This is a genomic window from Streptomyces sp. NPDC007971 (assembly GCF_042958635.1).
Classification (GTDB): domain Bacteria; phylum Actinomycetota; class Actinomycetes; order Streptomycetales; family Streptomycetaceae; genus Streptomyces.
On the sequence record NZ_JBIBJK010000026.1, the window covers coordinates 75,614 to 93,448 of the forward strand.

A 17,835-nucleotide genomic window follows, 5' to 3' on the forward strand; every position below is an offset into this window, starting at 1 on the left:
GTGAGAGGGACGGGAATGGAACCGACCGAGAGCGCCGCCCCGGACGTACGGCCGCGCCTGCGCCGCCGTGCGGGCGCGTGGCGGGGGAGCCGGTGGACCGGACGGGGCGCAGGGCGCCCGGGCTCCGGGACCTGCCCGGCCGCAGGGGGCACCGCACCCGAGGCGCACACCCCGATCCCGCTGGCCATCGAGCCGGCCCCCGCGCTGCCCGGCAGCGAATCCGAACGGCACGTGTCCTGGCCCGCGCTGCCCGCGGCCGTCGTGGCCGCCGCCGGATTCGCCCTGGGCGCGGGCTTCTACCGCGCCTTCACCGGCAGCCACGCACTCTTCCCGGGCGGCACGGTCGGCTGGGCGCTGGCCGTACTCACCGGCATCATCGTCGGCCACCTCGTGATGCTCGGCCGCGCCCGCTGGTGGGGCGGCACCGGCTCCGGCGCCGCCCTCACCCTCGCCGTCCTGCTGCTGTACGGCTGGGTGCCCGCCTGGATGGTCAGCCTCACCGTCGTCGTCCTGGTCGGCATAGCCAGGCGGCACCGCTGGCGGCAGGGCCTGCTGCACGGTGCCGTGGACATCCTCGGGATCAGCGTCGGCGCCCTGGTGCTCGCCTCCTTCGGGCGCGTGCCGAGCGTGGAGGAGCCCTGGCGGCCGGACAGCTGGAGCATCGCCACGGTCCCCGAGGCGGTGCTCGTGGCGGCCGCCTACCTGGCGGTGAGCCGCGGACTGCTCTGGTACCTGCACGCCCCGCGCGGCGGGGGACTGCCCACCGTCGCCCGCACCGCCGTGATCAGGCAGGGCCTGGTCGCCGTCGCGCTGCTCGGGATCGCGCCGCTGGTGTGCGTGGTCGCCGAAGCCCAGCCGATCCTGCTGCCCCTGTTCGCCATCCCGCTGGTCGCCCTCGACTCCACGCTGTGGATGGCCCGTGCCCGCGCCGAGGAGCAACTGCGCGACCCGCTGACCGGACTGCCCAACCGGCAGTGGCTGCTGGAGCGCATCTGGACCGCTCTCGACGACGCCGAGCGGATAGGCGCGCGCACCGCCCTCATGCTGATCGACCTCGACCGTTTCCGGTCGGTGAACGACACCCTCGGTCATCTCGCCGGCGACCGGCTGCTGTTGCAGGTAGCCGACCGGCTCCGGCTCGCGCTGCCGCGCGGCGCGGAGGCCGCCCGGCTCGGCGGTGACGAGTTCGCCGTCTTACTGCCCGTCGCCGACTCCACCACGTCGGCCACCCGCGTCGCCCGCGGCCTCGTCGCCGCCCTCAGCTCGCCGCTCGACCTGGACGGACTCACCCTCGTCCTGGAGGCCAGCGCGGGCGTCGCCGTCTTCCCCGACCACGCCCTGGACGCCGAGGGGCTGCTGCGGCGGGCGGACGTGGCGATGTACCAGGCGAAGCGGGACCGTACGGGCGTCGAGGTCTACGAGTCCAAGCGGGACTCCAACACCCCGGACCGGCTGGGCCTGCTGGGCGATCTGCGCCGCGCCCTGGACGCGCAGGAGGTGCAGCTGCACTACCAGCCCAAGGTCCGCTTCGACGGACAGGTCGCCGGCCTGGAGGCGCTGGTGCGCTGGGTGCATCCCGAGCGCGGGAAGGTTCCGCCGGACGAGTTCATAGCCATCGCCGAGTCCTCCGGGCTGATGCCCCATCTGACCGAGTACGTGCTGGAGACCGCGCTCGCCCAGGTCGCCCGCTGGCGGGCCCAGGGACTGCGGGTCCCCGTGGCGGTCAACGTCTCCCCGCGCGATGTCCACACACCCGGCTTCGCGGGCTCCGTCGCCGCGCGCCTGGCCCGGCACGGCGTCCCCGCGGGCGCGCTCCAGCTGGAGATAACCGAGCATGTGCTGCTGGAGGACCCGCAGCGGGCCGCCGACACCCTCGCCGGGCTCACCGGGCACGGCGTGAAGATGTCGCTGGACGACTTCGGCACCGGGTACTCCTCGCTGGTGAATCTGCGTCGGCTGCCGGTGAGCGAGCTGAAGATCGACCGCTCCTTCGTGGCGCGGCTGGCCGTGGACACCGAGGACGCCGAGATCGTGCGCTGCACGGTCGACCTGGCGCACTCGCTGGGGCTGCTGGTCGTCGCCGAGGGGGTGGAGGACGACGAGACCTGGGAGCGGCTGCGGGATCTCGGCTGTGACGCGGTGCAGGGGTGGCTGGTCGCCGCGGCGATGCCCCCCGACGAGACGACCGCGTGGCTGCTGGCGCGGGGCTCACGCGGGTGGCAGCGGCCGCGAGCGGCGCTGCCGGCCGCAGAGTAGTCTTCCCGGCCCGCCGGCCCGCCCCTTCGGCCGGGCTGGTTGCCACCTCCGACGGGGGCTGACCGCCGTCGGCGGCTGCGTGTGCTCGGCTGCCTTCAGCTGCCCGCGAAGTGGCCGATCAGCAGCGCCAACCGCCTTTCCTGTGCCTGGGCCGGCAGTCGTCCGCTGCGCTGCGCATCAGCGTCACCAGCCCGTGCAGGCTCGCCCAGAACGTCTCCGTCAGGAGGCCGCAGTCGTCGCCCGCCTCGGCCGGCTCCCGTGCGGCCGTGACGATCAGCCGCTCACCTTCCGCTCGTTCGCGCTCCCGGCGCGTCTGGATCGGCGTGACCGTGATTCTAGCAGTGCTAGCAATCCTTTCGATGCTCTGCTACCTTCGCTCTTGTCCCTAGCAGTGCTAGCGAGGAGAAGACGGATGACTGTCACCGCGTACACCCTGGCTGTCGTGCTCGACCTGTTCTGCCTGTTCCTCGGGTACCGGTTCCTGTTCCAGCCCGGTCCCGCCGCCGCGGGGTACGGCGTCCCGGCCCGGCCGGACGGCGACGCCGGCGCCTACCTGACGATCAAGGGCCTCAGGGACGGCGCCAGCGGTGTCATCGGCCTGGCGCTGCTGGCCTTCGTCGGGGGACAGGCCGAGGCCTGGTTCATGGTCTGCGTGGCCCTCGTCCCGCTCGGCGACATGCTGATAGTCCTGCGCAACGGCGGCACGAAGGCCGTCGCCTTCGGGATCCACTTCGCCACCGCGGTCGTTGTACTGATCAGCGCCGCCCTGCTCTTCCTCGTCTGACCACGGCACCACGTCCGATCACCGCATGACGTCCGTTCACGGATCACGTCCGATCACGGCCCCACGTCCGTTCACCGGATCAGGTCCGATCACGGCACCATCGTCACCAGGGGGTTTTGAGATGTCGCTGTTCGTTCCGAAGTTCGACGAGTCCGTGATCGTCCGGGAGGCCGACGCCGAGGTCGTCGGCCGTGCTCCCACCACCGTGCGCCTGCTGGCCGACAGCAGCCGCACCGGCGGCGCCCTGTCCGCCCAGCGCGTCACCCTCACGGCGGGCGCCGACGGCGCCAAGCCGCACCTGCACGACAACTCGGCCGAGATGTTCTTCCTGCTCGACGGAGCCGCCGACGTCCTCTCCGGCGAGGACGTCGTCACCGCCGGCCCCGGCGACCTCGTCATCGTCCCGCCCGGCAAGCCGCACGCCTTCGCCGCCGTGCCCGGTGCCGACGCCGACCTGCTCATCGTCCTGACGCCCGGCGTCGAGCGCTTCGAGTACTTCCGCCATCTGCAGCGCATCGCCCTCGGCGAGGCCACCCCGGAGAGCCTGCTGGAGGTCCAGGAGCTGTACGACAACCACTTCCTGAGGAGCGAGATCTGGGACGCGCGACGGCGCTGACGGAGCGATGGCAGAGGGGCCCCGGCAAACCGTTTCACGGGTACCGGGGCCCGCCCCATAGGATTGGGCCCAAACGACACACACTCACCCCAGAGGATCGCTGCATGCCTGGCATCACGCGCGAGGAGGTCGCCCACCTCGCCCGGCTGGCGCGTCTGGAGCTGAAACCCGAAGAACTCGACCACTTCGCGGGCCAGCTCGACGACATCATCGGCGCGGTCGCCCGCGTCAGCGAGGTCGCCGACCAAGACGTACCGCCGACCTCCCACCCGCTGCCGCTGACGAACGTCATGCGCACGGACGAGGTCCGTCCCTCGCTCACCCCCGAGCAGGCGCTCTCCGGCGCCCCGGCCCAGGAGCAGCAGCGTTTCAAGGTGCCGCAGATCCTGGGGGAGGACTGACCATGACGGACATCATCAAGCTCACGGCCGCCGAGACCGCCGAGAAGATCGCCTCCGGCGAGCTGACGGCGGTCCAGGTCACCGAGGCCCACCTCGCCCGCATCGAGGCTGTCGACGAGAAGGTCCACGCCTTCCTGCACGTCGACCGCGAGGGCGCCCTCGCCCAGGCCCGCGCCGTGGACGAGAAGCGGGCCCGCGGCGAGAAGCTCGGCCCGCTGGCCGGCGTCCCGCTCGCACTCAAGGACATCTTCACCACCGAGGGCGTACCCACGACCGTCGGCTCGAAGATCCTCGAAGGCTGGATCCCGCCGTACGACGCGACGCTCACCAAGCGGCTGAAGGCCGCCGACGTCGTCATCCTCGGCAAGACCAACATGGACGAGTTCGCCATGGGCTCCTCCACCGAGAACAGCGCCTACGGCCCGACCGGCAACCCCTGGGACCTCACGAAGATCCCCGGCGGCTCCGGCGGCGGTTCCAGCGCCGCTCTCGCCTCCTTCCAGGCCCCGCTGGCCATCGGCACCGACACCGGCGGCTCCATCCGACAGCCGGCCGCCGTCACCGGCACGGTCGGCGTCAAGCCGACGTACGGCGCGGTCTCCCGCTTCGGCATGGTGGCGTTCTCGTCCTCCCTGGACCAGGGCGGCCCCTGCGCCCGTACGGTCCTGGACGCGGCCCTCCTGCACGAGGTCATCGCCGGCCACGACCCGCTCGACTCCACCTCCATCGACGCCCCGGTCCCGCCGGTGGTCGAGGCCGCCCGCAACGGCAGCGTCGCGGGCATGCGCGTCGGCGTGGTCAAGCAGTTCCGCGGCGAGGGCTACCAGGCGGGCGTCATCCAGCGCTTCGACGAGTCGGTCGAGCTGCTCAGGGAGCTGGGCGCCGAGATCGTCGAGCTGGACTGCCCGTCCTTCGACCTCGCGCTGTCGGCGTACTACCTGATCGCGCCGTCCGAGTGCTCCTCCAACCTCGCCCGCTTCGACGGCCTGCGCTACGGCCGGCGGACCGGCGACGACGGCAGCCACTCGGCCGAGGAGGTCACCTCCCTGACCCGAGAGGCCGGCTTCGGCCCCGAGGTCAAGCGCCGCATCATGCTCGGCACGTACGCCCTGTCGAGCGGCTACTACGACGCCTACTACGGCTCCGCGCAGAAGGTCCGCACGCTCATCACGCGGGACTTCGAGAAGGCCTTCGAGCAGGTCGACGTGATCGTCTCCCCGACGACCCCGACCACCGCCTTCGCGATCGGCGAGCGCGCCGACGACCCGATGGCGATGTACCTGGCCGACCTGTGCACCATCCCGACCAACCTGGCGGGTAACGCGGCCATGTCGCTGCCCTGCGGTCTCGCCCCGGAGGACAACCTCCCGGTGGGCCTGCAGATCATCGCGCCGGCGCTCAAGGACGACCGGCTGTACAAGGTCGGCGCCGCCGTCGAGGCCGCCTTCGTGGAAAACTGGGGGCACCCGTTGCTCGAGGAGGCTCCGTCGCTGTGAGTGCACTGAACAAGGCCAAGGGCTTCAAGAAGTCGAAGTCCGGCACGTACCTGTCGATGGCCGGGACCGCGTTCGGCGCGTTCGGTGTGGCCAAGCAGATCAAGAAGGCGCGCGCCGAGCACGACACCCTGCGTCTCGTCGACGCCACCGTGTCCGCCGTCGCGATCGTCACCGGCCTCGCCATCCTCTATCGCGAGCTGAAGCGGCTGGGCGACGACGACGTCCTGCTGGGCTGAGAGGGAAGTTTTCACCGTGACCACCACGACCGACCTGGTGTCGTACGAGGACGCGCTGGCGTCGTACGACCCCGTCATGGGCCTTGAGGTCCATGTCGAACTCGGCACCAAGACCAAGATGTTCTGCGGGTGTTCGACCGAGCTGGGCGCCGAGCCCAACTCGCAGACCTGCCCGACCTGCCTCGGCCTGCCCGGCGCGCTCCCGGTCGTCAACGCGACCGGCGTCGAGTCCGCCGTCAAGATCGGTCTCGCGCTGAACTGCGAGATCGCCGAGTGGTGCCGCTTCGCCCGGAAGAACTACTTCTATCCGGACATGCCGAAGAACTTCCAGACCTCCCAGTACGACGAGCCGATCGCCTTCAACGGCTACCTCGACGTGCAGCTGGAGGACGGCGAGACCTTCCGCGTGGAGATCGAGCGCGCCCACATGGAGGAGGACACCGGCAAGTCGACGCACGTCGGCGGTGCCACCGGCCGGATCCACGGCGCGTCCCACTCGCTGCTGGACTACAACCGCGCGGGCATCCCGCTCATCGAGATCGTCACCAAGCCGATCGTCGGCGCCGGCGAGCGTGCCCCCGAGGTTGCGCGCGCCTACGTCCGTGAGCTGCGCGAGCTCATCCGGGCCCTCGGCGTGTCCGAGGCCCGCATGGAGATGGGCCAGATGCGCTGCGACGTGAACCTGTCGCTGATGCCCAAGGGCGCCGAGAAGTTCGGCACCCGCTCGGAGACGAAGAACGTCAACTCGCTGCGTTCCGTGGAGCGCGCGGCCCGCTTCGAGATCCAGCGGCACGCGGCCGTGCTCGACGGCGGCGGGACGATCATCCAGGAGACCCGCCACTTCCACGAGGACACGGGGTCCACGACCTCGGGCCGCGTGAAGGAGGAGGCCGAGGACTACCGATACTTCCCGGAGCCCGACCTCGTCCCCGTGGCGCCCGCGCGCGAGTGGGTCGAGGAGATCCGCGCCGCGCTGCCGGAGATGCCGCTGGCCCGCCGCACCCGCCTGCTCGCGGACTGGGGCATCACGGCCACCGACATGCAGGCGATCCTCAACGCCGGCGCGCTGGACCTGATCGTCGCCACGATCGACGCCGGCGCCGACGCGGCCTCCGCCCGCAAGTGGTGGATGGGCGAACTGGCGCGCAGCGCCAACGAGTCCGGCGCGGCGCTGGACGAGCTGGCCATCACGCCGGTGCAGGTCGCCCGGATCACCGAGCTGGTGAACTCCGGCGACCTGAACGACAAGCTGGCCCGCCAGGTCATCGAGGGCGTCCTCGCGGGTGAGGGCACCCCGGACGAGGTCGTCGACAAGCGCGGCCTCAAGGTGGTTTCCGACGACTCGGCCCTTGGCACGGCCGTCGACGAGGCCATCGCCGGCAACCCGGGCATCGCGGACAAGATCCGCAGTGGCAAGGTGGCCGCGGCCGGCGCCCTGGTCGGCGCGGTCATGAAGGCGACCCGGGGTCAGGCCGACGCGGCCCGCGTCAAGGAACTGATCCTGGAGAAGCTGGGCGTGAGCGAGGGCTGAGCCCCCGTTCGTACGGCCCCGGAGACATGTTCTCCGGGGCCGTTGCGCTGTCGGCGACGGCCCGCGGTCACCCGCGCGGCCCGCGGTCTCTCGCCGGGCCGGCCAAACACCTGCCGTGCCCGGCGGTCACCTGCCGGGCCGGACGATCACCTGCCGGACCCGGTGCACGGGCGCCGTGCCCCGCGGGCTGCCCGCGGCGCGCGAACCGGCTGCCCCCGTGCCCGAATCGGCTGCCCGCGGCGCGCGAACCGGCTACTCGCGGCGCCCCACGACCCGGGCGAACCCGAGAAGGCGCCCGCGGTCGGCGTCGATCAGTTCCACCGAGTCGCGGGCCAGGCCGGCCATGAACTCGCTCGGACTCTCCTCGGCGCACACCTCGCTCCACAGCAGCCAGTCGCGCCAGCCGTCCTCCAGCCAGTCGGCCGTCTCGACGGTCACGGCCCCCGTGCGCGTCCAGTTGCGCCGCCACCACGCGGGGGAGTGGAACGACCAGAACCCCGGGTCCCAGTGGGCTTCGAGGTGTGCGGGCGGCTCGATTCCGTCGATCTCCTGCCGCACCGACGGCACGACGATCCCGATCCGCCCGCCCGGCTTCAGCAGCCGGGTGAGCGTGGGCAGATAGAGGTCGGCGGTGCCGAAGTACTGGTAGGCGTCGACGGAGACGATCGCGTCGAAGCCGCCCTCGGCGAACGGCAGGTCGTGCGCCTCGGCATGCACGGGCAGCACCCGGTCGGCGACTCCCGCCTGGGCGAGGCGTACGGCGTTGTCGTCGGGCTTCACCCACAGGTCGGCGGCGACGACGCGGACGTCGTACTCCCGGGCCAGGAAGACGGACGTCATGGCGCGCCCGCAGCCGAGGTCGAGCACCCGGGCGCCGGGCGGCAGCCGGTCGAGACCGAGCGCGGGTGCCAGCCACTCCAGCAGCCACAGGGCGTGCGGCCCCATCTGGTTCTCGACGGCCCAGCGGGCGTCGTAGCGGCTGCTGCGGGGGTAGCGGGGATGGGTGAGACGGTCAGTGAGCGAGGTGTCCGGGGTCCTTGGCGTGATGTCGGCCATCGGTGAACGGGCTCCTTGGTTCCTTCGTACGGAAGAGGGATGTGTGGGAGCTCGGTCGGACCATCAAAAAATGCACCTGCTTCGGTCGGCGGCGACATGCCGGGAACGGACGCCGGGACGCTAGCAGCGGCCCGGGCACACCGCATCCGAATTGTTCGGCCGTGGGTACTACGCTCAGCCGTCATGAGTGGACGCACGGATTCCGACATCGACACCGGCGCCGACCCCGCCATAGCCGAGGCGGAGGAACCGGCGAACGCCTCGGACGACGCTGACGACACGGATGGCGCGGACGGTGCGTGCGGCGCGGACGGCGCCGATGACGCGGACAGTGCGTACGACGTCGACGTCGACGGCGCGGACGATGCGGACGGCATCTCGGAGGCCCGCCGGGCCCGCTGGACCGCCGCCGGCACCGGAGCCCTGCTCACCCTCGCCGGACTGGCCGCGGCGCTGCTCCGGCTCACCGGCTCCGCCGCGGCCCTCGTCCCCGCCGCCTACGCCCTCGGCGCCGCCGTGTGCGCGCTCGCCGCGTTCCTCGGCTTCCACGGCCGTACCCGCCGTGCTCTGTGGCTGCTGATCGCCGGGACGATGATCATGGCTTTCGGGGACCAGTCCGACTGAAGTGTCCCCCGGAGCGACAGAGTTCGCAGAACTGTCCTGTGACCTGCCTCCCACTCTTGCGAAGAGCCCCGCGAACGCGGCAAACGATCACCTACGCCTGCAAGAGTGTCCTTCGATTGCTCATGCGTTCTTTGCGGGCTGTTCAGTGGATGGACGATCGTTCCCGGCCAAAGATCAACAAATCGTCCTCTGGGAGCACGTCCGTGGCAGCCCTCGCCCGTTGGTGTGTCCGGCACCGTCTGGTCGCCGTCCTGCTGTGGCTCCTCGCCTTCGGCGGGATCACCGCGGCCGCCGCGGTGGCCGGTCCGGCGTACTCGAACGACTACGAGGTCCCGGGCACCGAATCGGGCCGCGCCGCCCAGCTGCTCGAATCCGGCTTCCCGGCCCTGGCCGGCGACAGCGACACCGTCGTCTGGCACACCGATACGGGCAGCGTCCGCGCGCCCGCCGTCGAACGGACCATGACCCGCACCCTGGACCGGATCGCCGACCTGCCCGACGTGGCCTCGGTGGCCGGCCCGTACGGCCGGCACGGGGCGCACCGGATCAGCGCCGACGGCCGTACCGCCTACGCCACCGTCACCTTCGCCCGGCAGGCGGAGGACATCAGCAAGTCCGAGGCCGAGGCCGTCGTCCGCACTGCCGGGGCCGCCGAGCGGGACGGCCTCAGGGTGGAGCTGGGCGGCAGCGCCATCGGGCTCACCCGGTCCTCCGGGGGGCACACCGCCGAGGTGGTCGGCGTGGTCGTCGCCGCGGTCGTCCTCCTCCTGGCCTTCGGCTCGGTCGCCGCCGCCCTGCTGCCGATCGCCACCGCGCTGATCGGTGTGGGCACGGCGTACGCCGGCATCGGGCTGCTCGGGCACGTCATGACCGTCGCCGACTTCGCGCCCATGCTCGGCACGCTGATCGGGCTCGGCGTCGGCATCGACTACGCCCTCTTCATCGTGACCCGGCACCGCCGCGGTCTGAAACGCGGCCTGAGCGTCACCGAGGCCGCGACGAACGCCGTGGCCACCACGGGGCGTGCGGTCGTCTTCGCGGGTGCGACCGTCTGCATCGCTCTGCTGGGCATGCTCAGCCTGCGCCTGGGCTTCCTCAACGGCGTCGCCGTCGCCGCCTCGTCGACGGTCGTGCTCACCGTCGCGGCCTCCGTCACCCTGCTGCCCGCCCTGCTCTCCTGGATCGGACCGCGCGCCCTCAGCCGCCGCGAGCGCCGCCGGCTCGCCAGGCGCGGGCCGCGACCCGAGCTGCCCACCGGTCTCGCCGCCCGCTGGTCCGCGTTCGTGGAACGCCGGCCGAGGCTGCTCGGCTCGCTCGCCGTCGCTGTCGTCGCGCTGCTCGCGCTGCCCACGCTCTCCCTCCGCCTCGGTACCTCCGACCAGGGCAACGACCCCCGCTCGTCCACCACACGGCAGGCCTACGACCTCCTCGCGCGAGGCTTCGGGCCCGGAGTGAACGGCCCGCTGACCCTGGTGACGCGCGTCGACGGCGGCGGCGACGAACTCGCCCTGGACAGCCTCGACACCACCCTGCGCGCCACCCGGGGCGTCGCCTCCGTCACCCCCGTCACCTACGACTCCGCCGGCGACACCGCATATCTGACCCTCGTCCCCGACTCCGCGCCCCAGTCGCAGCGGACGAGCGACCTCGTCGACCGGCTGCGCAGCGACGTGCTCCCGCGCGCGGAGACCGGCACCTCCCTCGACGTGCACGTCGGCGGAGTCACGGCCGGCTACGACGACTTCGCGGATGTGATCGTCGGCAAACTGCCGCTGTTCGTCGGTGTGGTCGTCGGGCTCGGCTGTCTGCTGCTGCTGGTCGCCTTCCGCTCGCTCGGCATCCCGCTGAAGGCCGGCGTGATGAACATCGCCGCGGTCGCCGCCGCCTTCGGCATCGTCGTCGCCGTCTTCCAGTGGGGCTGGGGCAGCGAACTGCTCGGCCTCGGCCGCGCGGGCCCCATCGAGCCCTTCCTGCCCGTGATCATGGTCTCGGTCCTCTTCGGACTCTCCATGGACTACCAGGTGTTCCTGGTCAGCCGGATGTACGAGGAGTGGCTGGAGACCGGCGACAACCGGCGGGCCGTGCGGGTCGGCCTCGCCGAGACCAGCCGGGTGATCAACTCGGCCGCGGTCATCATGATCTCGGTGTTCCTCGCCTTCGTCCTCAGCGGCGACCGCGTGATCGCCATGTTCGGCATCGCGCTGGCCTCGGCGGTCGCCCTCGACGCCTTCGTGCTGCGCACCCTGCTCGTGCCCGCCCTGATGCACCTGCTCGGCGCCGCCAACTGGTGGCTGCCCGCCTGGCTGGAGGTCCGGCTGCCGCGCATCAGCATCGAGCCGCCCGAATGCCGGGCCGTCCATGAGAGTCTCGGCACTGTCCCGGTCGAGGAACTGCGAGAGGAGCAGCGGCACGATGTACGCGATATCCCTGGGTGAGGACGGCGCGGAACTGCGCCCCCTGGAGGTCTGGCACGCGCCGGAGCTGCTTGCCAACATCGACCGGGGACGGGACTTCATCGGCCGGCACATCGGTCTGCCGGACGTGGTGACGGACCTGGAGGCCGCCCGCGCCTACCTGAGGTCGTACGCCGACAAGCGGGCCGCCGACGCGGGCAGCCTGCACGGCATCTGGCTGGACGGAAAGCTCGCCGGCGGCCTGCTGTTCCGTGTCTGGGACACCCCCGGCGGGGTCTGCGAGGCGGGCTGCTGGCTGGAACCGGAGGCGAGCGGGCGGGGCCTGGTCACGCGTGGCATGCGCGTGCTGCTGGACTGGGCGTTCGACGAGCGCGGCATGCACCGCGTGGAGTGGTTCGCCTCCGTCGCCAACGAGGGCAGCCTCAACGTGGCCAGGCGCCTCGGCATGACCCGCGAGGGCGTCCTGCGGGAGAACTACCCGCACCGCGGCGTGCGCACGGACACCGAGATCTGGGCGGTGCTGGCCCCCGAGTGGCGCGAGGCACGCGCGCGGGGCGGGCACAACGATCATTAAGAGACCTCTCAGACTGCGTCCGTACGGTGCCGGACATGGCAACGAAGAACGTGGACGTCACCAAGACCGACGACGAGCGGGCACCGCAGGAGGGGGACGCGGGCGCGGCCGCTGAAGCCGGGACCGGGACCGGGACCGGGGCCGGAACCGATGCCGACGGCGCAGGAGCGGACGGGCAGCCGGCCGCGGAGAACGCGGAGAACGCGGAGAACGCGGAGAACAGGGAACGCTTGGAGCCCGGCGCGTCCGGGGACTCCGGTGAGCACGGCGAATCCGGCGAATCCGGTGAGCCCGAGGAGCCCGAGGCGTTCGAGGAGACGGGTCCTTCCGGGGTCGGCCAGGGTGCCGCCGCCGTGGTCTCCGCCGGGCTGGGCCTGGTCTCGCTCAGCGGCGGCTGGATCGGCACCGTCGCCGCCGCCCGGGAGACCCTCGTCGGCCAGCTCAAGACCTCGTCCACCGCGAGCGTGGCCACGCAGGTCAAGGCTGTCTACGGCGACGCCTGGCACACCACCGCACTGTGGGCCGGTCTGTTCGCGCTGGCCGCGCTGGTCACCGGCGTGGCCGTGCTCGCCCGGCCCGCGTTCGGCGCCCCCGGCCGCCCGCAGGCCGCCTGGATCAAGTCCGTCGCCTGGGCGGGCATCTCGCTCGGTGCCGTCGGCCTGCTCCTGGCCGTCCTGAAGTACTCCGACGCGCTGCTCGCCCTGCCCTCGACCGGCTGAGGAAACCGCAGTTCATCAGGGGCCTTAGGGAATCCGTGAGCACCTTACGGGGCCCCTGAGGCCCCTTAGGCGTGTCCGGGGGCCCGGGGCGCGCCCCAAGATGCGGAACTCTCCCGATGTGGCGCACCCCCCTGGGAGACGAAGGTGGAGGCATCGCAGGAAGCGATGCACGAGACCACCTCTCCCGAAGGACACACCATGTACGACTTCGAGATCCACCGCACGCGGACCGCCCAGCTGCGCCGCGAGGCCGAGCAGGACCGCCTGGCCCGCGAGGCCGTGCTCTCCCGGCGCGCCGCCCGCCGCGAGGCGGCCGTCCGGCGCGGCGCCCAGGAGGCCGAATCCCATACCGACCGGCCCCGCAGGCAGCGGCTCCCGCGCACCGCGTGAGCGAGGAACCGGCGCAGGGCGGCCGCACGGGGGTCGGCCGCCTTCCGTCCAGGGGTCGTACGGCGCTCCCCGAGCGTCGTACGACCCTTCCGCCCGTTGGTACGACCATCGCACCGCAGCTGTGGAAAACCGCTGCCCCGTCCTTGGGACCTCGTGCGATGCTCGGGCCTGTGGAGACCGCATCCGTCAGTCCCGTGTTCGTCGGCCGCACCGACGAGTTGGAGACGCTGAACGCCGCGCTCGCCCGTGCCGGAGCGGGTGAGCCGCAGGCGCTGCTCGTCGGCGGCGAGGCCGGGGTGGGCAAGACCCGGCTCGTCGAGGAGTTCGTCACTGCCGCCGGCCGCGGGGGCGCGGTCGTGGCCGTGGGCGGCTGTGTCGAGATCGGCGCCGACGGGCTGCCCTTCGCTCCCTACTCCACCGCGCTGCGCGCCCTGCGCGAGGCCCTGCCCGAGGAGTTCGCCGCCGCCGGAGCCGGCCAGGAGGAGGAACTGGCCCGGCTGCTGCCCGAGCTGGGCGAGGCCACCTCCAGCCGGCACGACGAGCAGGGCATGGCCCGCCTCTTCGAACTCACGGGCCGGCTGCTGGAGCAGGTCGCCGAAGCGCACACCGTCGTGCTCGTCCTGGAGGACCTGCACTGGGCCGACGCCTCCACCCGCCACCTGCTCGCCTATCTCCTGCGTACCCTGCGCACCGGTCGTCTCGTCGTCCTCGCCACCTACCGCTCCGACGACATCCACCGCCGGCACCCCCTGCGCCCCCTGCTCGCCGAGCTCGACCGGCTGCGCACCGTCCGGCGTCTCGAACTCGCCCGTTTCACCCGTGAGGAAGTAGCCCGTCAGGTCGCCGGCATCATCGCCGCCGAGCCCGACCCCGCCCAGGTCGACGACATCTACGAACGCTCCGACGGCAACGCCTTCTTCGTGGAGGAACTGGCCGTCGCCGCCTGGGAAGGCTGCTGCACCGGCCTGACCGACTCCCTGCGCGACCTGCTGCTGGTCCGGGTCGAGGCGCTGCCCGAGAGCGCCCAGCGCATCGCCCGGATCGTCGCCGAGGGCGGCTCCACCGTGGAGTACCCGCTGATCGCCGCCGTCGCCCACCTCGCCGAGGACGACCTCATCGAGGCGCTGCGGGCCGCCGTGGGCGCCAGCATCCTCAGCGCGACCCCGGACGGCGGCGGCTACCGCTTCCGGCACGCCCTGGTCCGCGAGGCCGTCGCCGACGACCTGCTGCCCGGCGAACGCTCCCGGCTCAACCGCCGCTACGCCGAGGCCGTCGAGGCCGACCCCACGCTCGTCCCCGCCGACGCGCGCGTGATGCGCCTGGCGAGCTACTGGTACCACGCCCACGATGCCGCCCGGGCCCTGCCCGCCGTCCTGGACGCCTCCGTCGTGGCCCGCCGCCGGCACGCCTACACCGAGCAACTGCGGCTCCTGGAGCGGGCGATGGAGCTGTGGGAGAGGGCCCCCGAGGAGGTCCGCTCGGCCCTGCGCCCGGTCGACTACACCGAGGTCTACCCTCCCTGCGGCTGCGACCCGGCCACCACCCCGCTGCGCTACCTCGACCTGATGGCCGAGGCGGCGGTCGCCGGCCGCTTCGGAGGGGAACGCGAACGCGCCCTGAAGATCATCAAGCGTGCGCTCCAGCTGCTGGACGAGGACCCGGACCCCCTGCGCGCCGCCTGGTTCTGGGTGCAGCGCTCCCATCTCGTCCAGGCGCAGGCCCGCGGCGACGGCCGCCAGGAGCTGGCCACCGCACAGGAGCTCGTCCGCGGGCTGCCCCCGACCGAGGTGCACGCCGAGGTGCTGGCCCACGTCGCCTCCTGGCGCATGCTGCACCAGCCCGGACCCGACGCGCTCGCCGCCGCCGAGCGGGCCGTGCAGTACGCGCGGATGGTGAACGCCCGCGAGATCGAACTGCACGCCCGGCTCACCCTCGGCGGCCTCTTGATCGACGCGGGCGACGCCGAGTCCGGGTTCGCGGAGATGTTCCACGTCAAGGAGGACGCGCTCCGGGAGGGCGTGCGGGGCGTGGCGGGCCGGGCCTTCGTGAACCTGCCGTCCGCGCTGCAGGCGGTCGGCCGCTCCCGGGAGTCCGTGCCCCTGCTGCGCGAAGGCATCGCCTTCACCCGTGAGTTCGGGCTGCGCGACGCCGAGGCATGGGTGTGGGGCAACCTCTCCGACTCGCTCTACGCGATCGGCCAGTGGGACGAGGCCGCCGACGCCGCCGCGAACGCGATCCGGGCGGGCCACGGCGCCAAGCCCCAGGGCTCGGGCGCCCTGCGCCTCGCCCATCTCGCACTGGCCCGCGGCGACCTCGCCGGCGCCGCCCGTCACCTGGCCACCGCCGACGCACGCTACGGCTCCCGGGACCCCATGCCCCAGCAGTCGCTGCGGGTGGCCCGTGTCGCCATCGGCGTAGCCGCCGCGGAGGGCAGAATCCACGACGCCCGCGCCGAACTGTCCAGGGCACTGGAGAGCGGATTCGTGCCCGGCACCTACCGCTACGCCTGGCCCCTGCTGCTGGCCGCCGCCACCGCCGAGGCCGACGCCCGTGCGCTGCCCGCCGCCGCGGCGGACCGCGCCGAGGTCCTCGGCCGCCTGCGCGAGAGCGCCGGAAAGATCACCGTCGCCGCGCCTGTGTGGGCGGCGCACGAGCGGTGGATCCGCGCCGAACTGGACCGGGCAGAGGGCACGGACACCACGGACGCCTGGTCGGGGGTGGTCACCGCCTTCGAGTGTCTGGACCGTCCCTACGACCTCGCCCGTGTCCGCTACCGCCTCGCGCAGTCCCTGCTCTCTCCTGGTGCCGCACGGCCGGAGGGCACCACGGGCGGCGGTGAGAACGAGCGCGACCGGGCCCTGGAGCTGCTGCGGCTGGCCGGGGCGGTCGCCGGAAGCCTCGGCGCTCGCCCGCTCGCCGACGCGGTCGCACGGCTCGCCCAGCGCGCCCGCCTCACCCTCACCCGCGCCCCGCAGGAGGCCCTCGCGACCGCCGACCCGGCCGGGGCCCTCGGCCTCACCGGCCGGGAACGGGACGTCCTGCGTCTGGTCTCGGCCGGCCGCACCAACCGCCAGATAGCCGAGGAACTCTTCATCTCCCCGAAGACGGCGAGCGTGCACGTCTCCAACATCCTGTCCAAGCTCGGCGTCTCGGGCAGGGGCGAGGCCGCAGCGCTGGCGCACCGGCTGGGGCTGTTCCCGGCCGACCCCGTCGCCGCGCCCGCGGCGGGCTGAGCCGTACGCTGGAGGAGACCGGCATGGGGGAGGTGCTGTGTTCAACGCTTTCGAGGAACTGTTCGCGCCCGGCCGCAAGCACACCCAGGACGAGCAGAACCGCCTGGAGCTGACCCGGGAGGACGTCGGGGACGCCGACTCCGGCCGCGGGCCCATAGATCTCGCCTCGGGAAAGGTGGTCGTACGCCCGCCCGAGCGGCCGCCCGCCAGGGCGGAACCCGCGGACGACGAGTGAGCGACGGACGCGGCGCGGGGGCTACTTCACCTCCGCCTCCAGCACCCGGTCGTCGCCCTTGTGCGGCGTACCCCGGCCGTCCGTGTTGCTCGTGACCAGCCACACCTTGTCGCCGCCCGCCGCGGCAACGGTGCGCAGGCGGCCGTACGTGCCGTCGAGGAAGGACCGGGGGGCCGCCGCGGCACCGGTGCCCTGCAGGGGGATGCGCCACAGGCGCCGGCCCTTCAGGGCCGCCATCCAGACCACGCCGTCGACGTAGGCGATGCCGCTGGGGGAGGCTTCGTCGGTGTGCCACTGGGCGATCGGGCTGCGCAGGCCCGCCTGAGAGGACCTGCCCTCCGCCCGCGGCCAGCCGTAGTTGCCGCCCGGCACGATCGCGTTCAGCTCGTCCCAGGTGTCCTGGCCGAACTCGGAGGCGAACAGCCGCTGACGGGTGTCCCAGGCCAGGCCCTGCACGTTCCGGTGGCCGTACGAGTACACCGCCGAGCCGGGGAAGGGATTGCCGGGGGCCGGCTCGCCCTCCGGGGTCATCCGCAGGATCTTGCCGCCCAGGGACTTCCTGTCCTGGGCCAGGCCCCGCTCGCCGCTCTCGCCCGTGCCCGCGTAGAGCATCCCGTCCGGGCCGAAGGCGATACGGCCGCCGTTGTGGATGCGGCCCTTGGGGATGCCCTTGAAAATCGTGTCGGGGGCACCCAGTTGCTCGCCCGCCGGTTTGTGCTCGTCGTACAGCATCCGCACGATGCGGTTGTCCGATGCGGAGGTGAAGTAGGCGTAGATCATGTGGTCCGAGGCGTAGCCGGGCGACAGGGCGATGCCCAGCAGGCCCCCCTCGCCGGCGGGGGAGACCCCGGAGACGGTGCCCAGCTCGGTCTTTCGGCCCGTCGCCGTGTCGATCCGGGTGATCGTGCCCTCGTCGCGGGAGGAGACCAGCAGCCCGCCGCCCGGCAGGGCGGCCAGGCCCCACGGTGTCTTCAGGCCCTCGGCCACCGTACGCAGCACGCGGACCGACCCCTTGGCCGGCGCGGCCGATTCGCCGGGCCGCGCGGAGGGGGCGGAGTCCGGTGCCGTGGTCCCGCCGCCCGCCGGTGAGCCTTTGCCGCCCGAGGAGCAGCCGGCCGTCAGCAGGAGCGCGGTCGCGGCCAGCACGGCCGTCACAGCTCGACGTCGCACGATCAGGTCCCCTCGACGTGGTGTTTCCCGCAGCCTGTCTTTCCCATACTCCGCCCGCCCTGTCCGCGGTTCCCGGCCACGCGGCCCGGACGCGACGGCG

At 72.7% G+C, this 17,835-nt stretch carries 16 protein-coding genes; 14 read left to right on the forward strand and 2 right to left on the reverse strand.

Features of this window, described 5'->3' with window-relative positions:
• Window positions 1-15 precede the first annotated feature (15 nt).
• The 7 genes from ACFZCP_RS39295 (at window position 16) to gatB (ending at window position 7,320) form a co-directional block, all read left to right on the forward strand.
• Entirely contained in the window at window positions 16-2,256 is a 2,241-nt protein-coding gene (locus ACFZCP_RS39295; protein ID WP_391439184.1) for an EAL domain-containing protein, read from the forward strand.
• Window positions 2,257-2,668: 412 nt separating this feature from the next.
• Entirely contained in the window at window positions 2,669-3,040 is a 372-nt protein-coding gene (locus ACFZCP_RS39300; protein WP_391439188.1) for a DUF4267 domain-containing protein, read from the forward strand.
• 121 nt (window positions 3,041-3,161) lie between these two features.
• Window positions 3,162-3,656 carry a cupin domain-containing protein gene (locus tag ACFZCP_RS39305; RefSeq protein ID WP_391439192.1) on the forward strand — a complete coding sequence of 165 codons (495 nt, stop codon included), beginning with the start codon at window positions 3,162-3,164 and terminating at the stop codon, window positions 3,654-3,656.
• A 104-nt stretch (window positions 3,657-3,760) separates the two neighbouring features.
• Window positions 3,761-4,057 carry an Asp-tRNA(Asn)/Glu-tRNA(Gln) amidotransferase subunit GatC gene (gene gatC, locus ACFZCP_RS39310; RefSeq protein ID WP_067301103.1) on the forward strand — a complete coding sequence of 99 codons (297 nt, stop codon included), beginning with the start codon at window positions 3,761-3,763 and terminating at the stop codon, window positions 4,055-4,057.
• Window positions 4,058-4,059: 2 nt separating this feature from the next.
• A complete protein-coding gene (gene gatA / locus ACFZCP_RS39315; protein WP_391439199.1) occupies window positions 4,060-5,553 on the forward strand; it encodes an Asp-tRNA(Asn)/Glu-tRNA(Gln) amidotransferase subunit GatA in 1,494 nt (497 codons plus the stop codon).
• On the forward strand, window positions 5,550-5,789 hold the full coding sequence (locus tag ACFZCP_RS39320) for a hypothetical protein (RefSeq protein WP_362698055.1): 240 nt from the start codon (window positions 5,550-5,552) through the stop codon (window positions 5,787-5,789). The genes gatA and ACFZCP_RS39320 overlap by 4 nt, the downstream gene beginning before the upstream one ends.
• A gap of 16 nt (window positions 5,790-5,805) precedes the next feature.
• Window positions 5,806-7,320, forward strand: a complete 1,515-nt coding sequence (gatB, locus tag ACFZCP_RS39325; protein ID WP_391439206.1) for an Asp-tRNA(Asn)/Glu-tRNA(Gln) amidotransferase subunit GatB — start codon at window positions 5,806-5,808, stop codon at window positions 7,318-7,320.
• 252 nt (window positions 7,321-7,572) lie between these two features.
• On the opposite strand, the gene ACFZCP_RS39330 is transcribed toward gatB, so the two are convergent.
• Complete coding sequence (locus ACFZCP_RS39330) at window positions 7,573-8,376, reverse strand: methyltransferase domain-containing protein (RefSeq protein ID WP_362698049.1); 804 nt, start codon at window positions 8,374-8,376, stop codon at window positions 7,573-7,575.
• Window positions 8,377-8,559: 183 nt separating this feature from the next.
• On the opposite strand from ACFZCP_RS39330, the gene ACFZCP_RS39335 reads away from it, so the two are divergent.
• From ACFZCP_RS39335 to ACFZCP_RS39365, 7 genes are all read left to right on the forward strand, one after another.
• A complete protein-coding gene (locus ACFZCP_RS39335; protein WP_391439211.1) occupies window positions 8,560-9,000 on the forward strand; it encodes a hypothetical protein in 441 nt (146 codons plus the stop codon).
• 203 nt (window positions 9,001-9,203) lie between these two features.
• Window positions 9,204-11,435, forward strand: coding sequence for an MMPL family transporter (locus ACFZCP_RS39340; RefSeq protein ID WP_391439215.1), 2,232 nt, complete (start codon window positions 9,204-9,206; stop codon window positions 11,433-11,435).
• Window positions 11,413-11,988 (forward strand): GNAT family N-acetyltransferase, encoded by a 576-nt coding sequence (locus ACFZCP_RS39345; protein ID WP_391439220.1) that lies wholly within the window; start codon window positions 11,413-11,415, stop codon window positions 11,986-11,988. The genes ACFZCP_RS39340 and ACFZCP_RS39345 overlap by 23 nt, the downstream gene beginning before the upstream one ends.
• Before the next feature lie 35 nt (window positions 11,989-12,023).
• The gene (locus tag ACFZCP_RS39350; RefSeq protein WP_391439228.1) at window positions 12,024-12,707 is read left to right on the forward strand and encodes a hypothetical protein; all 684 of its coding nucleotides are present in this window, start codon (window positions 12,024-12,026) and stop codon (window positions 12,705-12,707) included.
• Between the two features lie 165 nt (window positions 12,708-12,872).
• A complete protein-coding gene (locus ACFZCP_RS39355) occupies window positions 12,873-13,097 on the forward strand; it encodes a hypothetical protein (protein ID WP_391439231.1) in 225 nt (74 codons plus the stop codon).
• A gap of 158 nt (window positions 13,098-13,255) precedes the next feature.
• A complete protein-coding gene (locus ACFZCP_RS39360; RefSeq protein WP_391439234.1) occupies window positions 13,256-16,330 on the forward strand; it encodes an AAA family ATPase in 3,075 nt (1,024 codons plus the stop codon).
• A 37-nt stretch (window positions 16,331-16,367) separates the two neighbouring features.
• A complete protein-coding gene (locus tag ACFZCP_RS39365) occupies window positions 16,368-16,565 on the forward strand; it encodes a DUF6191 domain-containing protein (protein WP_391439239.1) in 198 nt (65 codons plus the stop codon).
• Between the two features lie 21 nt (window positions 16,566-16,586).
• Here the strand turns inward: ACFZCP_RS39365 and ACFZCP_RS39370 are convergent, their stop codons facing one another.
• The gene (locus ACFZCP_RS39370; RefSeq protein ID WP_391439244.1) at window positions 16,587-17,735 is read right to left on the reverse strand and encodes a PQQ-dependent sugar dehydrogenase; all 1,149 of its coding nucleotides are present in this window, start codon (window positions 17,733-17,735) and stop codon (window positions 16,587-16,589) included.
• Window positions 17,736-17,835: the final 100 nt, after the last annotated feature.

Bases quoted from the DNA above. Each gene is read 5' to 3' on its own strand.
- ACFZCP_RS39335 (WP_391439211.1), top strand. From the start codon at position 8,560: ATGAGTGGACGCACGGATTCCGACATCGACACCGGCGCCGACCCCGCC.
- gatC (WP_067301103.1), top strand. From the start codon at position 3,761: ATGCCTGGCATCACGCGCGAGGAGGTCGCCCACCTCGCCCGGCTGGCG.
- ACFZCP_RS39295 (WP_391439184.1), top strand. From the start codon at position 16: ATGGAACCGACCGAGAGCGCCGCCCCGGACGTACGGCCGCGCCTGCGC.
- ACFZCP_RS39305 (WP_391439192.1), top strand. From the start codon at position 3,162: ATGTCGCTGTTCGTTCCGAAGTTCGACGAGTCCGTGATCGTCCGGGAG.
- ACFZCP_RS39360 (WP_391439234.1), top strand. From the start codon at position 13,256: ATGCTCGGGCCTGTGGAGACCGCATCCGTCAGTCCCGTGTTCGTCGGC.
- ACFZCP_RS39330 (WP_362698049.1), bottom strand. From the start codon at position 8,376: ATGGCCGACATCACGCCAAGGACCCCGGACACCTCGCTCACTGACCGT.
- ACFZCP_RS39350 (WP_391439228.1), top strand. From the start codon at position 12,024: ATGGCAACGAAGAACGTGGACGTCACCAAGACCGACGACGAGCGGGCA.
- ACFZCP_RS39345 (WP_391439220.1), top strand. From the start codon at position 11,413: ATGTACGCGATATCCCTGGGTGAGGACGGCGCGGAACTGCGCCCCCTG.
- gatA (WP_391439199.1), top strand. From the start codon at position 4,060: ATGACGGACATCATCAAGCTCACGGCCGCCGAGACCGCCGAGAAGATC.
- ACFZCP_RS39300 (WP_391439188.1), top strand. From the start codon at position 2,669: ATGACTGTCACCGCGTACACCCTGGCTGTCGTGCTCGACCTGTTCTGC.
- ACFZCP_RS39355 (WP_391439231.1), top strand. From the start codon at position 12,873: ATGCACGAGACCACCTCTCCCGAAGGACACACCATGTACGACTTCGAG.